Genomic DNA, 13,897 nt, shown 5'->3' with positions numbered 1-13,897 from the left:
TTGGCGCTGGCGGTCAGAGGCTGGATTTTTCGATCACGCTCAGGCTCATCTGCTCCAGCAACCTGTTCATGTGAATGAATTGGGCAAAGCGTTTGTCCTGAGTCTGGCCGTGAAAAAACCGGTAGTAGATCTGTTGCACGATACCGGCCAGACGGAACAGGCCATAGGTGTAGTAGAAATCGAAATTGTCTATGCGCACGCCAGCGCGCTCGGCGTAATAGTCGACAAATGCCTGACGGGTCAGCATCCCTGGCGCATTGCTCGGCTGGCGGCGCATCAATTGAACCGGGGCTGGATCGTCGGCCTGTACCCAGTAGGCGAGGGTGTTGCCCAGGTCCATGAGCGGATCGCCGAGCGTAGTCAACTCCCAGTCCAGCACGCCGATGATCTGCATCGGGTTGGCCGGGTCGAGGATCACATTGTCGAAACGGTAGTCGTTGTGCACGATGCTCGAGGTGGGCGAGTCGGCAGGCATTTTGTCTACCAGCCAGCGCTTGACCTGCTCCCACGCTGGAGCGTCCGGGGTCAGTGCTTTTTCATAGCGTTCGGACCAGCCGGAAATCTGCCGTTGTACATAGCCTTGCGGCTTGCCGAGGTCACCCAGGCCACAGGCCTGATAATCGACGCGATGCAAGTCCACCATCTTGTCGATAAAGTTTTTGCACAGCTGTTCGGTCTGTGTTGCATCCAGCGCCAGTTCCGACGGCAGGTCAGAGCGCAGGATGATCCCCTTGACGCGCTGCATGACGTAGAACTCCGAGCCGATCAGTGACTCGTCCGTGCAGTGCAGATACGCCTCGGGACAGTAGGGAAAGGCTTCCTTGAGCTGATTGAGAATGCGGTATTCGCGACCCATGTCATGGGCTGAGCGCGCCTTGTGTCCGAAAGGTGGACGACGCAGTACCAGTTCCCGCTCAGGGTACTGAAGCAGATAGGTCAGGTTCGATGCGCCGCCCGGAAACTGACTGATCGTCGGTGTGCCGTGAAGGTCCGGCACGTGCGCCTTCAGGTACGCATCGATCAGGGAGGCGTCCAGTTCTTCGCCGTTGCGAATCTCGGTGGACTGGTCAGTCAGTGCCATACGTATCCCTTGTGTTTATTTTGGTCAGCGCAAACTATTTACTAATCTAATGATCGTCTAATCCACGATCAAGCATATGACCGCTTTATAGGCTAGCGTGTTGCCGGGCAATCAGTGGCTCTGATTGCTTTTTTACAGAAAGGTGCGCGCATAAAAAACCGAAGCCGGCAGGGCTTCGGTTTTCAGGTGGTACAGTCTGCTGCGCGGCAGGTTTATACCGGGAACAGTTCGCTGAGCTTCATGGCCAGCATCATGTCGCCTTCGGCACGCAGCTTGCCACCCATGAACGCCTGCATGCCGTCGGTCTCGCCGCTGACGATGCCCTTGAGGGTCTGGCTGTCCATGACCAGGGTCACGTTGGCGTCCGGGTTTTCGCCTTCCTGCAGTTCGCAGGTGCTGTCCTTGACGATCAGGGCGTAATGCTTGTCTTCGTCGGTGATGTTGAAGCCGAAGACCAGGTCCAGACCGGCAGCAGCAGCTGGGTTGAACTTGTTTTTCATGGTCTGTACAGCGTCTGCTACTGAGGTCATGGGGTGATCCTTTTAGAGTGAGTGCCAGCGTCCGACAGGACGCGATTGGCCGGGCTCAGCGATAGGTGATGAGCTCCGGCGCCTTCAGCAGTTGCAAATGTGTGTAACCGTTGAAGGAAGCCAGGGTCACGTCGTTGCCTTTGAATTTAAGCTGGTGCAACGACGTGTTGACGATGTGCCAGTGAAGCTCCAGCGCCTTTGATGCAGGCATTCCGGTAATAAGATGCAGCAGGGCGGTAATGGTGCCGCCGGAGGTGAATACCGCGATACGCTCATGCGGGCCGGCAGCCTGGAGAATCCGCTTCAGGCCTGCTTCAACGCGCGTCACAAATGCCTGCCAGCTTTGCAGCCCCGGTGTGTCGTGGTTGCCACTCAGCCAGCGCCTGGTAATCAGGTTGAACAGGCGCTGGAACCCTGCAGGATTTGCGGCGGCATCGCGCAGAATATCCAGCGCTTGTGGTTCCTCTTCGAGCATCGCCGGTATCAACGCCCTGATCACACCTTCGGCATCGAATTCATCGAACGCGCTGTCCAGTTGCACATCAGGCGTATCGAGGCCTGCCTCGGTGTACTGGCCCAGCACATGCTGGGCTGTGTCTTTCTGGCGCATGAGCTCGCCGGACACACAGCGATCGAAGCTCAGGCCCAGCTCGGCAAGGTAGGCGCCCAGCACTTGAGACTGACGAATCCCCATGGGCGACAGAACGTCGTAATTCTCTGCACCAAATGAGGCCTGGCCATGTCGTATCAGGTAGATGCTGCCCACGTCCGTTTCTTCTCGGTACGCCGAAGGTCCTCCGAGGTTATGAGGGATGCCGGGGGACTGTCAATGAAAAAACATACGCTCGTTTGAAATCATCGTTTTAATGGTTTGTAACGGGTCATTGGCTGGTGCGCCGCACAGGGCGTCGGTATGCTGCATTCATCACAGCCCTTGATTGGTAAGGGCCTGACACTAATGAGGGATATTCGTGGATTTCGTTGTCGATTACGCAAGTTTTCTGGCCAAGACCGTGACGCTGGTGATCGCCATCATTGTGGTGCTGGTTGCCATTGCGTCCATGCGCGGCAAGGGCCGACGCAAGTCGTCCGGGCAATTGCAGGTCACCCGGCTCAATGACTTCTATAAAGGCCTGCGCGAACGCCTTGAGCAGTCATTGCTGGATAAAGAGCGCCTGAAGACGCTGCGCAAGGAGCAAGGCAAGGCGCTGAAAAAAGAGAAAAAGCAGGGCGAGCCCAAGGCCCGTGTCTACGTGCTGGATTTCGACGGTGACATCAAGGCCTCGGCCACTGAAAGCATGCGTCATGAAATCACCGCGCTGCTGACCCTGGCCACCGACAGGGATGAAGTGGTGCTGCGCCTGGAAAGCGGCGGCGGTATGGTCCACAGCTACGGCTTGGCTTCCTCGCAACTGGCGCGCATCCGTCAGGCGGGCATCCCGCTGACCGTATGCATCGACAAGGTCGCTGCGAGCGGCGGCTATATGATGGCGTGCATCGGCAACAAGATCATCAGCGCACCGTTCGCCATCCTCGGGTCCATTGGCGTGGTGGCACAGCTGCCCAACGTCAATCGCTTGCTGAAAAAGCACGACATCGATTTCGAAGTGCTGACCGCAGGTGAATACAAGCGCACCCTGACCGTGTTTGGCGAAAACACCGAAAAGGGCCGCGAGAAATTCCAGCAGGACCTGGACATCACCCACGACCTGTTCAAGAACTTCGTTGCCAGCTACCGCCCGCAATTGTCCATCGACGAAGTGGCGACCGGCGAGGTATGGCTCGGCATGGCAGCGGTCGACAAACTGCTGGTCGATGAACTCAAGACCAGTGACGAGTACCTGGCTGAGCGGGCCAAGGATGCAGACGTGTTCCACCTGCACTACGTGCAACGCAAGAGCCTGCAAGAGCGCATGGGCATGGCGGCAGCGACCTCAGCGGATCAACTGGCCACCAAGTGGTGGGGACGTTTGACCCAGCAGCGGTTCTGGTAGATGTGAGTGAAAAGCTGACTTGAGCCGAACGCCAATCAACCTGACATCCCAGAACCGCTGTGTGACGCGGAGCGTCACGAACTGCATTCCCACGCGGAGCATGGGAACAATAGTCATCATTTCTCGAGCCGTGCCTTCAGCCAAATCCAAAGGGGCCTGAATCAGCGGCGGCGGAAAAGCGGCAGCGGCTCGTCGGTCGCAGCCTGATAGGTGACCGAGAAGTCCTTAAGACCTTCCAGCGCCTCGTAAGGGTCCTTGTCGGCACGCACTGCAAACGCATCGAAGCCACAGCGGCGCATATAGAACAACTGATCGCGCAACACGTCACCAATGGCACGCAGCTCACCCTTGTAACCATAACGATCACGCAACAGGCGCGCATTCGAGAAGCTGCGACCATCTGTGAAGGCCGGAAAATTCAAAGCGATGACCTGAAAATGGTCGACATCATCGCCGATTTCCTCGGCCTCTTGATCGCTGTCCAGCCACACACCCAGACCGCCATCGCGTGCCTTGAGCGCATGCGCGTGTTCGCGCCACAGCGCCAGCGGAACGATCAGGTCGTCGCAGTTCGACAGGCTGTCAAAGGTCGTGTCCTTGGGCAATAGATGCCAGGTTTCATCGATGACTTCGTTGTTCTTAATGATTCGCTGCATAGACGCGCTCCTTGAAAGGGTCAATGCCAATACGTTGGTAGGTGTCGATGAAACGCTCGTCTTCGGTCCGTTTTTCAACGTAGACGTCGATCAGCTTCTCGATCACGTCAGGCATCGCCTCCTGAGCAAAGGAAGGGCCGAGAATCTTGCCCAGGCTCGCGTCACGGCTGGCGCTGCCGCCAAGCGAGACCTGATAGAACTCTTCACCTTTCTTGTCCACGCCCAGCACGCCGATATGGCCGACATGGTGGTGGCCGCAGGCGTTCATGCAGCCGGAGATATTCAGGTCCAGCTCGCCGATATCGAACAGGTAGTCCAGATCATCGAAACGACGCTGGATGGATTCGGCGATCGGGATCGACTTGGCATTGGCCAGCGAGCAGAAATCACCGCCCGGGCAGCAGATGATGTCGGTCAGAAGGCCAATGTTCGGTGTGGCAAAACCATTGTCGCGCAGCTCGTTCCACAGGGTGAACAGCTCACTCTGCTCGACATCGGCAAGGATGATGTTCTGCTCGTGAGAGGTGCGCAGTTGACCGAAGCTGTAGCGATCGGCCAGGTCGGCGATGGCGTCCAGTTGCTTGTCGGTCACATCGCCAGGAGCGACGCCAGTTGGCTTGAGCGACAGGGTCACGGCAATGTAGCCAGGCTTCTTGTGCGCCAGCACATTGCGTTGACGCCAGCGAGCGAAGCCGGGATGTTGAGCATCCAGCGCTGCCAGTTCGGCGTGCTGATCGCTGAGTGCCTTGTATTGCGGGTCGACGAAGTGCCGGGAAACGCGCTGCACTTCGGCTTCGGTCAGGGTGGTCTGACCGCCACGCAGGTGAGCCATTTCAGCGTCGACCTTGGCGGCGAACACTTCAGGGGTCAGTGCCTTGACCAGAATCTTGATGCGCGCCTTGTACTTGTTGTCGCGACGGCCATAGCGGTTGTAGACCCGCAGGATGGCGTCGAGGTAGCTCAGCAGGTCCTGCCACGGCAGGAACTCATTGATGAAGGCACCGACGACCGGTGTACGGCCAAGGCCGCCGCCCACCAGAACGCGAAAGCCCAGCTCGCCCGCTTCGTTGCGCAATGGCTCGAGGCCGATGTCATGCACTTCGATGGCTGCGCGGTCACTGGTCGAGCCATTGATCGCGATCTTGAACTTGCGCGGCAGGTAAGCGAATTCAGGGTGGAACGTGGTCCATTGACGGACGATCTCGCACCATGGGCGCGGGTCTACCAGTTCGTCCGCCGCCACACCGGCAAACTGGTCGGTGGTGACGTTGCGCAGGCAGTTGCCGCTGGTCTGGATAGCGTGCATCTGCACGGTTGCCAGTTCAGCGAGAATATCAGGGACATCTTCAAGCGCAGGCCAGTTGAACTGTACGTTCTGGCGGGTGCTGATGTGCGCATAGCCTTTATCGTAGTCGCGCGCAATTTTCGCCATCATGCGCGCCTGGCGCGAGGTCAGCTGACCGTAGGGCACGGCGACGCGCAACATTGGCGCGAAGCGCTGAACATAAAGACCGTTTTGCAGGCGCAACGGTCGAAACTCTTCTTCGCTCAGTTCCCCGGCCAGGTAGCGTCGGGTCTGATCCCGGAACTGCTTGACGCGGTCCTCGATGATCTTCTGATCGTAATCGTCGTATACGTACATATAGGTCCTGTTCTCAGGCTTCGTCATGAAGCAGGGCAGTGGCGTCAGTCTGGAAAAAGCCCGCTGCTCGTTGTTTCCTGCTTCATCTGGTCAATTCTGCGCGCACGGCCGCGCACTCCCCGGGGAGCGAAGGCGACGATAGCAGTTTGCAGTTATCGATAAAAGTGATGTTTATATATATGCAAATCACTAAAAGCGATAAGCAAAACGACCCTTGTTCATATCCCTGCTTGCCGTGTGGGCAAGACTCGACTTAACTGAACGTTGACCGATGCCAGACAGGTGTCGGAATACTTCCAGTCATGTGCAATCACCAACAAGACCGACAAGAGGCGATGCGATGAGCAAGCACCCGAAAGTAACCAAGCCAGGCAGATCCGTGGATACCTGGGCCATTTTATTCATTGTCATTCTGGCGGTAGGTGCCGCGATGTTCTGGGCCAGCAGCCGATGACGGGTCGATAAAGGATCTGCCGAAGCTCAACATGGCTTCTGGCGAAGCATCGCCATTTTCATTGAAAGCGATGTTGCCGCCTGATCACTCAGGCGGCAGATAACTGGTCAGACGTTACTCGTCGTAGCCCAGGTTCGGAGCCAGCCAGCGTTCGGTGACGCTCAGGTCCTGTCCCTTGCGGGCGGTGTAGCTTTCGACCTGATCCTTGTCGACCTTACCCACGGCGAAGTACTGCGCCTGAGGATGGGCGAAATACCAGCCGCTGACTGCTGCAGCCGGGAACATCGCGTAGTGCTCGGTCAGGAACACACCGCTCTTGCCTGCGGTGTGTTCGGCGCTGCCCTCCGGCAGCGGATCGAGCAGGGCGAACAGGGTTCCCTTTTCCGTGTGATCGGGGCAAGCCGGATAGCCAGGCGCCGGGCGGATGCCTATGTATTGCTCCTTGATCAGCGCCTCGTTGTCCAGCGCTTCGTCCTTCGCATAACCCCAGTATTCCTTGCGCACTCGCTGGTGCAGCCATTCGGCGCAGGCTTCGGCGAGACGGTCGGCAAGCGCCTTGACCATGATCGAGTTGTAGTCGTCGCCCTTATCCTGATACGCCTTGGCGACTTCCTCGGCACCAATACCGGCAGTGGTGATGAACCCGCCGATGTAGTCGGTCAGGCCACTGTCCTTGGGTGCAACGAAGTCGGCCAGCGAGAAGTTCGGCTTGCCGTCGGGCTTGATGGTCTGCTGGCGCAGGTGATGCAGCCTGGCCAGCGGCTTGCCGTCGTCGCCATAGACTTCCAGATCATCGTCATTGACCTGATTGGCCGGCCAGAAGCCGAATACCGCGCGAGCGCTGATCAGCTTCTCGTCGATCAGCTTGCGCAGCATCTGCGTTGCGTCGGCGTACAGCGCAGTGGCCGCTTCACCGACCACCTCATCGGTGAGGATGCGCGGGTATTTGCCAGCCAGGTCCCAAGAAATGAAGAACGGCGTCCAGTCGATGTACTCGGCCAGCACGTTCAGGTCGATATCCTGCAGCACCCGGGTGCCAGTGAACGTCGGTTGGGCAGGGGTGTAGTTTTCCCAGTCGAACTGCGGCTTTTTAGCCACTGCAGCACCGTAGCTCAGGCGCTCGGTGCGCGCGCTGCGTGCCGAGGTACGTTCACGCACTTCGATGTATTCGAGTCGGGTTTTTTCAATGAAGGCCGGCTTCAGCTCTTTAGACAGTAACTGGGTCGCGACGCCGACTGCTCGGGAAGCATCGGTGACGTAGATCACTGCGTCATTGCTGTATTTGGGCTCGATCTTCACCGCCGTATGCGCCTTGGACGTGGTCGCGCCGCCGATCATCAGCGGCAGGTGGAAGTCCTGGCGCTGCATTTCCCGTGCAACATGCACCATTTCGTCCAGGGACGGCGTGATCAGGCCGGACAGGCCGATGATGTCGCATTTCTCGTCGCGGGCCACTTGCAGGATTTTCTCGGCAGGCACCATCACGCCCAGATCGACGATGTCGTAGCCGTTACAGCCCAGTACCACGCCGACGATGTTCTTGCCGATGTCATGCACGTCGCCCTTGACCGTCGCCATCAGGATCTTGCCCTTGGCTTCGGGCTTGTCGCCCTTTTCCAGCTCGATGAACGGAATCAGGTGCGCCACTGCCTGCTTCATCACGCGCGCGGACTTGACCACCTGGGGCAGGAACATCTTGCCTGCGCCAAACAGGTCGCCGACCACGTTCATGCCCGCCATCAGCGGGCCCTCGATCACTTCGATAGGCCGCGCGAACCCAAGACGCGACTCTTCGGTGTCCTGGACGATGTGCGTGGTGATGCCTTTGACCAGCGCGTGTTCCAGACGCTGATTGACCGGCCAGCTGCGCCATTCTTCGGTTTCGGCTTCCTTGACGCTGCCATCACCCTTGAACTTGTCGGCAATCGCCAGCAACGCATCGGTACCCTCTGGATTGCGGTTGAGCACAACGTCTTCGACACAGTCACGCAGTTCAGCGGGAATCTGGTCGTAGATTTCCAGCTGCCCGGCGTTGACGATGCCCATGCTCAGGCCATTGCGGATCGCATGCAGCAGGAACACCGAGTGGATCGCCTCACGCACCGGGTTGTTGCCGCGGAATGAGAAGGACACGTTGGACACACCACCCGAGGTCAGCGCATACGGCAGCTCGTCTCGGATGTAGGCGCAGGCGTTGATGAAGTCCACGGCGTAGTTGTTGTGCTCTTCGATGCCGGTGGCGATGGCGAAGATGTTCGGGTCGAAGATGATGTCTTCCGGCGGGAAGCCCACTTCGTTGACCAGAATGTCGTAGGAGCGCTTGCAGATTTCCTTCTTGCGCGCCTCGGTATCGGCCTGACCCTGTTCGTCGAAGGCCATGACCACCACGGCCGCGCCGTATCGCTTGCACAGCCGAGCGTGATGAATGAACTGCTCGACGCCTTCCTTCATGCTGATGGAGTTGACGATGCCCTTGCCCTGGATGCACTTGAGGCCGGCCTCGATCACTTCCCATTTCGAAGAGTCGATCATGATCGGTACGCGGGAGATGTCCGGCTCGCCTGCGATCAGGTTGAGGAAGGTCACCATGGCCTTCTTCGAGTCGAGCATCCCTTCGTCCATGTTGATATCGATCACCTGAGCGCCGGCTTCGACCTGCTGCAGGGCGACTTCGAGGGCCTCGGTGTAATTGTCTTCACGGATCAGGCGGGCAAAGCGGGCGGAGCCGGTGATGTTGGTACGCTCGCCGACGTTGACGAACAGCGACTGGCGATCGATGGTGAATGGTTCGAGGCCTGACAGGCGGCAGGCCTTGGGGATGTCCGGAATTTCCCGCGGCGCGTAACCCGAAACCGCCTCGGCAATCGCCTTGATGTGCGCCGGTGTCGTACCGCAGCAGCCGCCGACGATGTTCAGGAAGCCGCTCTGGGCGAATTCTTCGATGATCTTCGCCGTCTGGCTCGGCAGTTCGTCGTATTCGCCAAATGCATTCGGCAAGCCGGCGTTAGGGTGCGCGGACACATGGGTGTTGGCTTTATTGGCCAGCTCTTGCAGGTAAGGGCGCAGCTCGCTGGCGCCCAGTGCGCAGTTCAGGCCGACCGAGATCGGTCTGGCATGGCTGATCGAGTTCCAGAACGCTTCGGTGGTCTGGCCGGACAGGGTGCGTCCCGAGGCATCGGTGATGGTCCCGGAGATCATGATCGGCAACTCGAAGCCCACTTCTTCGAATACACCCTGCACGGCAAAGATCGCTGCCTTGGCATTGAGGGTGTCGAAAATGGTCTCGATGAGGATCAGGTCGGCACCGCCTTCGATCAGCCCCTTGGTCGCTTCGGTGTAGTTCTCGACCAGTTCGTCGAAGGTCACATTACGATAGCCGGGGTTGTTGACGTCCGGCGACAGCGAACAGGTGCGGCTGGTAGGGCCCAGCACGCCGGCCACGAAACGCGGCTTGTCCGGGGTTTCCAGTGTCTTGGCGTCTGCGACCTTGCGCGCCAGGCGTGCGCCTTCGACGTTCAGCTCGTAGACGATCGATTCCATGCCGTAATCGGCCTGGGACACCTGGGTGGCGTTGAATGTGTTGGTTTCAAGGATGTCGGCGCCGGCATCCAGATAAGCCTTCTCAATGGCGCCGATCACATCAGGGCGGGTCAGGATCAACAGGTCGTTGTTGCCTTTGACATCGCTTGGCCAGTCGGCGAAACGTTTGCCGCGATAATCCTGTTCTTCGAGCCTGTAGCTCTGGATCATGGTGCCCATGCCGCCATCAAGGATCAGGATCCTCTGTTTCAGAGCAGTGAGAAAGGCTTGATGGCGGGCGCTGCGGTCAGACATGGGGGCTACCTTGAGAAGGTCGATTCTTTAAAGAACGGGATGATAGCAAACCGGAACGGTTTTGGTGGTGTTGCGCCTTTTGCATGAAAATCATTCATGTTGGAGCGGGTGATGCCCTTGTAGAATCGTGCCATTTTAATATCAGAGCCCATGGCATATGCAGCACCGTTTGTTGGCAAGCGTCGCCTTGCTTTTTATCTGCTGTGCTGTCCAGGCCCAGACTCCTGCACCCCCCGTCACACCGGCATCCCCGGCGATTTCCTATGTAAAGGACATCCAGCCGATCCTCACCGAGAAGTGCGTTGCCTGCCACGCCTGCAATGACGCTCCGTGCCAGCTGAACCTGGGCAGCGGGGAAGGCGTCAGCCGTGGTGCCAGCAAGGTCTCGGTCTATCAGGGCGAACGCAGCGAGGCGGTTGCGCCGACGCGCCTGTTTTATGATGCGCGTGACACCGACGCGTGGCGCGGCAAGGGTTTCTACTCAGTATTGGAAGCTCAGGGCAGCCAGGCGGCATTGATGACGCGCATGCTTGACCTGGGGCGCAGCGCACCCTTGCCAGCCAACAGCAAGATTCCGGATGACATCGCGCTGGGCATCAATCGCGAAAACGTCTGCCCGCTGCCCGGCGAATTCACTGCTTATGCGGCTGCCCACGCGCAGCAGGGCATGCCGCTGGCGGTCGCCGGCCTGACCGATGCCGAATACCAGACCCTGCGGCGCTGGCTGGCCGCCGGTGCGCCGGTCGAGCAGCAGGCCATTACCCCGAGTGTCACCGAGGCGGCGCAGATCAATGCCTGGGAGGCGCAGCTCAACGAACCTGGGGCGAATCAGGCGCTGGTCGGTCGCTGGCTGTTCGAACACCTGTTCCTGGCGCACATCTATTTCGAAGGCGGTGAGGCGGGGCACTTCTTCCAGTGGGTGCGCTCGCGAACTCCAAGCGGTAAACCTGTGGACCTGATCGCGACCCGTCGTCCCGACGACGATCCGGGCAGCGACTTCTATTACCGGCTGATCCCCGTGCAAGGAGTGATCGTTCACAAGACCCACATTACCTACGCCATGAGCCCGCAGAAGCTGGCGCGGGTCAGGCAGCTGTTCTACGGGGCCGACTGGAAAGTCAGCGCATTGCCGGGCTACGGCCCTGGCCATCGTGCCAATCCGTTTCTGACCTTCGAAGCCATCCCGGCAGCGGCGCGTTATCAATTCATGCTCGACAACGCCGAATATTTCGTCCGCACGTTCATTCGCGGGCCGGTCTGTCGCGGGCAGATCGCCACAGACGTGATTCGCGATCAGTTCTGGGTGCTGTTTCAGGACCCGTCCCATGATCGTTACATCACCGATGCGACGTATCGCGGGGAGGCCACGCCATTGCTGGCCATGCCGGGGCAGAACGATGACGTGGGCAGCGTGCTGAGCCTGTGGCTGTCCTACCGCGACCGACGCAATGAGTATGAAGACCTGCGCCGCGACAGTTACGCGAAAATGCCTGCGCCGGGCTGGAGCACGCTGTGGGCAGGCAATGACAATGCCTTGCTGACCGTTTTCCGCCATTTCGACAGTGCGTCGGTCAATAAAGGCCTGATTGGTGACGTGCCGCACTCCATGTGGCTGTTCGATTACCCGTTGCTGGAGCGTACCTATTACCAGCTGGCGGTGAACTTCGACGTCTATGGCAATGTTGCACATCAGGCCCAGACGCGACTGTATTTCGACTTGATCCGCAATGGCGCCGAGATCAACTTCCTGCGCCTGATGCCTGCCGACCTGCGTGAAGACATGCTCAGTGATCTTTATCAGGAGGGCGGCAAAATCAAGATGTGGCTGGATTACCAGAAGATCGACGACGATACGCCGACGGGCATCAAGCTCGATGAAAAGGCCGCGCAGCGTGACTTTGCGTCCAGGCTGATTGAGCGCTTCGGCACATTGAATGCTGCACCTGACCCGATCAACCGCTGCACCGGGGCGTATTGCTCGCGGCCTGGCCTCGACAGCAGCTTCGCTCAGGCAGAACAGGCGCTGAGCCGATTGACGTCGCGTCCTGCGGCGGGTCTGAAGGTCATCGATCAGTTGCCGGAAGCGAGCATGCTGCGGATTGAGGGCAGCAATGGCAAGCGCGTGATCTACAGCATGCTGCGCAACCGCGCGCACAGTAATGTCGCGTTTCTGCTGGGCGAGTCGTACCGCTATATTCCGGGCCTGGACACGTTGACTGTTTACCCGGGCGTGCTCAGCAGTTACCCGAATTTCATCTTCAATATTCCGGTCGCACAGGTGCCGGCCTTTGTCGATGCCATGCAGCAGAGCACGGATCAGGCGAGTTTCGAGCAGATCGTCCAGCGTTGGGGCATCCGTCGTACTCATCCGCTGTTCTGGAGCTACTTCCACGATCTGAATCGCTACGTTCAGGAAACTGAACCGCGCGAAGCGGGTGTGCTGGACATGAATCGCTACGAGAACCTCTGAAAAACGGGGGCTTCACGCCGCAGGCCCTTGTGCAACATGGCCTGCGGCCATCTTTACTTCCTGAACGAAATGTATCTTGCGCGATCTTTTTTTCAAAAAGGTGGTCCGAAATGGTGCGCGTCATAGGCCGGTTTATTCAGCGGCCCATGATTGAAAGTCAGGAAGTAGAGGTTTTTCGTGATGTTGATTTCAGTTCAGGCCCTACGGGCGTTCGCAGCGTGGGTCGTGGTGTGTCATCACTTCATGCAGATTTTTTTCGATTTCAAGGCCAGCGGCCCGGTAGGGCAGTTCTTTGTGTCAAAGGGCGCGGTCGGCGTCGATATCTTCTTCGTCATCAGCGGTCTGGTGATCTTTTTGTCTACGCAGAACAGCGACATGCCGGCACGGCGCTTCATTCTGCATCGCCTGATTCGCATCGTTCCGGCCTATTGGCTATACACCGCCGCCATGGCGTTGTTGCTGCTGATGGCAGCGCCGATGCTCCCGCACCAAGTCATCGGCTGGCAGAATTTTCTCTTGTCACTGGTGTTCATTCCTTCCGAAAACCCCGGTGGTTACGGTCTCTACCCGACGCTCAACGTTGGCTGGACGCTGAACTACGAGATGTTCTTCTACCTGCTGTTTTCGATGGTATTCCTCTTCAAGCAGCGCCACCGGCCGTTGATCATTGCCGCAGCGCTGTTTGCGGTCAGTGAGGTGCTGGCTCGCGCCGGGCTGATCAGCCGCTTCTACGGCAACGACATCATTTACGAATTCCTGCTGGGGATCGGTATCGGCATCCTCTATCGCAGGGGCTTGATCAAACAGGCGCTATGGCTGCCGCTGGCAGGCATTGCGGTGGGGCTGTATGCAATTAATAACCTGACCAACGAGCAGCGCCTGCTCAACTGGGGCCTGCCGAGTGCCTTGATCGTGTTGTCGTGCATCTCGCTGGAACCGTATTTCCAAGGCAATCGCCTGCTCAAGGTGCTGGGTGACTGCTCGTATTCGGTGTACCTGCTGCACGTTCTGGTGCTGTACGGTGGCTTGCTGATGGCGCAGCGCTTTGGTCTCAATCCCTATGTGGTCTTCGCCTTCTGCGTGCCGATCATCGCCATCGGTGCCTGGGTCAGTTATGAGTGGGTCGAGAAGGGCCTCTACCGCCGGATGAAAGCCTGGCTGGATGCGCGCAGGGCGGTCAGTCAGGCGCAAGCATTAACCTGACAAAAATACTGGGACTTTGTGTGAAGCGGCCGA

9 protein-coding genes are annotated in these 13,897 nt (G+C 58.6%); 3 read left to right on the top strand and 6 right to left on the bottom strand.

What is annotated here, in order from left to right; genetic code table 11:
• Nucleotides 1-13: 13 nt before the first annotated feature.
• The 3 genes from JOE29_RS12495 to JOE29_RS12485 form a co-directional block, all read right to left on the bottom strand.
• Nucleotides 14-1,081 carry a phosphotransferase family protein gene (locus JOE29_RS12495; RefSeq protein WP_004404734.1) on the bottom strand — a complete coding sequence of 356 codons (1,068 nt, stop codon included), beginning with the start codon at nt 1,079-1,081 and terminating at the stop codon, nt 14-16.
• Nucleotides 1,082-1,293: 212 nt separating this feature from the next.
• Nucleotides 1,294-1,611 carry an SCP2 sterol-binding domain-containing protein gene (locus JOE29_RS12490; RefSeq protein ID WP_003348992.1) on the bottom strand — a complete coding sequence of 106 codons (318 nt, stop codon included), beginning with the start codon at nt 1,609-1,611 and terminating at the stop codon, nt 1,294-1,296.
• 55 nt (nt 1,612-1,666) lie between these two features.
• Nucleotides 1,667-2,377 carry a histidine phosphatase family protein gene (locus tag JOE29_RS12485; protein ID WP_044312873.1) on the bottom strand — a complete coding sequence of 237 codons (711 nt, stop codon included), beginning with the start codon at nt 2,375-2,377 and terminating at the stop codon, nt 1,667-1,669.
• Nucleotides 2,378-2,582: 205 nt separating this feature from the next.
• Here JOE29_RS12485 and sohB point away from each other — a divergent pair, with 205 nt between their 5' ends.
• A complete protein-coding gene (sohB, locus tag JOE29_RS12480) occupies nt 2,583-3,605 on the top strand; it encodes a protease SohB (RefSeq protein WP_044312872.1) in 1,023 nt (340 codons plus the stop codon).
• Between the two features lie 161 nt (nt 3,606-3,766).
• Here the strand turns inward: sohB and JOE29_RS12475 are convergent, their stop codons facing one another.
• The 3 genes from JOE29_RS12475 to metH all read right to left on the bottom strand — a co-directional run bounded on the left by JOE29_RS12475 (nt 3,767) and on the right by metH (nt 10,191).
• The gene (locus tag JOE29_RS12475; RefSeq protein WP_210079559.1) at nt 3,767-4,261 is read right to left on the bottom strand and encodes a DUF934 domain-containing protein; all 495 of its coding nucleotides are present in this window, start codon (nt 4,259-4,261) and stop codon (nt 3,767-3,769) included.
• Nucleotides 4,245-5,903, bottom strand: coding sequence for a nitrite/sulfite reductase (locus tag JOE29_RS12470; protein ID WP_003410272.1), 1,659 nt, complete (start codon nt 5,901-5,903; stop codon nt 4,245-4,247). The genes JOE29_RS12475 and JOE29_RS12470 overlap by 17 nt, the downstream gene beginning before the upstream one ends.
• A 568-nt stretch (nt 5,904-6,471) precedes the next feature.
• Nucleotides 6,472-10,191: a methionine synthase gene (gene metH, locus JOE29_RS12465; RefSeq protein ID WP_210079558.1), complete on the bottom strand. Its 3,720-nt coding sequence runs from the start codon at nt 10,189-10,191 to the stop codon at nt 6,472-6,474.
• 337 nt (nt 10,192-10,528) lie between these two features.
• Here metH and JOE29_RS12460 point away from each other — a divergent pair, with 337 nt between their 5' ends.
• Nucleotides 10,529-12,661, top strand: coding sequence for a fatty acid cis/trans isomerase (locus JOE29_RS12460; RefSeq protein WP_210080013.1), 2,133 nt, complete (start codon nt 10,529-10,531; stop codon nt 12,659-12,661).
• Between the two features lie 180 nt (nt 12,662-12,841).
• Nucleotides 12,842-13,864, top strand: coding sequence for an acyltransferase (locus tag JOE29_RS12455; protein WP_032661608.1), 1,023 nt, complete (start codon nt 12,842-12,844; stop codon nt 13,862-13,864).
• The last annotated feature ends 33 nt before the right edge of the window (nt 13,865-13,897 follow it).

The organism is Pseudomonas sp. PvP009 (assembly GCF_017832995.1).
Lineage (GTDB): Bacteria > Pseudomonadota > Gammaproteobacteria > Pseudomonadales > Pseudomonadaceae > Aquipseudomonas > Aquipseudomonas syringae.
This window is presented reverse-complemented; position numbering and strand designations above follow the sequence as displayed.